1 protein-coding gene and 1 pseudogene are annotated in these 1,468 nt (G+C 62.1%); both read right to left on the bottom strand.

Annotation, left to right across the window (positions count from 1 at the left end; all coding sequences use genetic code 11):
• Window positions 1-1,256, bottom strand: a 1,256-nt coding sequence (groL, locus tag AC0L3H_RS32865) for a chaperonin GroEL (RefSeq protein WP_473588232.1), incomplete at its 3' end; no start/stop codon positions are given.
• Window positions 1,257-1,318: 62 nt separating this feature from the next.
• A pseudogene (locus tag AC0L3H_RS32860) lies at window positions 1,319-1,468 on the bottom strand (co-chaperone GroES); the annotation flags it as partial.

Below are 1,468 nucleotides of genomic sequence, written 5' to 3'. Positions count from 1 at the left end.
AGTGCGACGCCGCCGCCGGGAACGATGCCTTCTTCGACGGCCGCGCGGGTCGCGTTGAGGGCGTCGTCGACTCGGTCCTTCTTTTCCTTGACTTCGATCTCGGTCGCACCGCCGACGCGGATGACGGCAACGCCGCCCGCCAGCTTGGCGAGACGTTCCTGCAGCTTCTCCTTGTCGTAGTCCGAGGTGGTCTCCTCGATCTGCTGCTTGATCTGGGCGACGCGGCCCTGGATCTCGGCCTTCTTGCCGGCGCCGTCGACGATGGTGGTGTTCTCCTTGGAGATCGACACCTTCTTGGCGCGGCCGAGCATGTTGAGGCCGACATTCTCGAGCTTGATGCCGAGGTCTTCGGAAATGACCTGGCCGCCGGTGAGGATGGCGATGTCTTCCAGCATGGCCTTGCGGCGATCACCGAAGCCCGGCGCCTTGACGGCGGCGATCTTCAGGCCGCCACGCAGCTTGTTGACGACCAGCGTGGCCAGGGCCTCGCCTTCGACGTCTTCCGAGATGATGACCAGCGGCTTCGAGGTCTGCACGACAGCCTCGAGGATCGGCAGCATGGCCTGCAGGTTGGAGAGCTTCTTCTCGTGGAGAAGGATGTAGGCGTCTTCCAGATCCGCAACCATCTTGTCGGCGTTGGTGACGAAGTAGGGCGAGAGATAGCCGCGGTCGAACTGCATGCCTTCGACGACTTCGAGTTCGGTCTCGGCGGTCTTGGCTTCCTCGACCGTGATGACGCCCTCATTGCCGACCTTCTGCATCGCTTCGGCAATCATCGAGCCGACCGAGGCATCGCCATTGCCGGCGATGGTGCCGACCTGGGCAACCTCTTCCGAGGTCTTGATCTTCTTGGCGTTCTTGATCAGCGTCGAGACGACGTCGCCAACAGCGAGGTCGATGCCGCGCTTCAGGTCCATCGGGTTCATGCCGGCGGCAACCGCCTTGTGGCCTTCCTGGACGATCGACTGCGCCAGAACGGTCGCGGTCGTGGTGCCGTCGCCGGCGATGTCGTTGGTCTTCGAAGCAACTTCGCGGACCATCTGCGCGCCCATGTTCTCGAACTTGTCTTCAAGCTCGATTTCCTTGGCGACGGTGACGCCGTCCTTGGTGATGCGCGGTGCGCCGAACGACTTGTCGATGACGACGTTGCGGCCCTTGGGGCCGAGCGTGACCTTCACTGCGTCGGCGAGGATGTTGACGCCGCGCAGCATGCGCTCACGGGCATCGCGAGAAAATTTTACGTCTTTGGCAGCCATTTTTAGCTCCTGGCAGGGGCTTGAATTGAGCCCTGGGATTTAAGTGATGGTGAGGCCGATATTCAGCCGATGATGCCCATGATGTCGGATTCCTTCATGATCAGAAGGTCTTCGCCATTGAGCTTGACTTCGGTGCCCGACCACTTGCCGAACAGGATGCGATCGCCGGCCTTGACGTCCAGCGGGACGAGCTTGCCGGCTTCGTCGCGGGC

Source organism: Mesorhizobium sp. WSM4816 (genome assembly GCF_055811535.1).
Note: the sequence above shows the minus strand (reverse complement) of the source record. Positions and strands in the feature narration are given on the sequence as shown.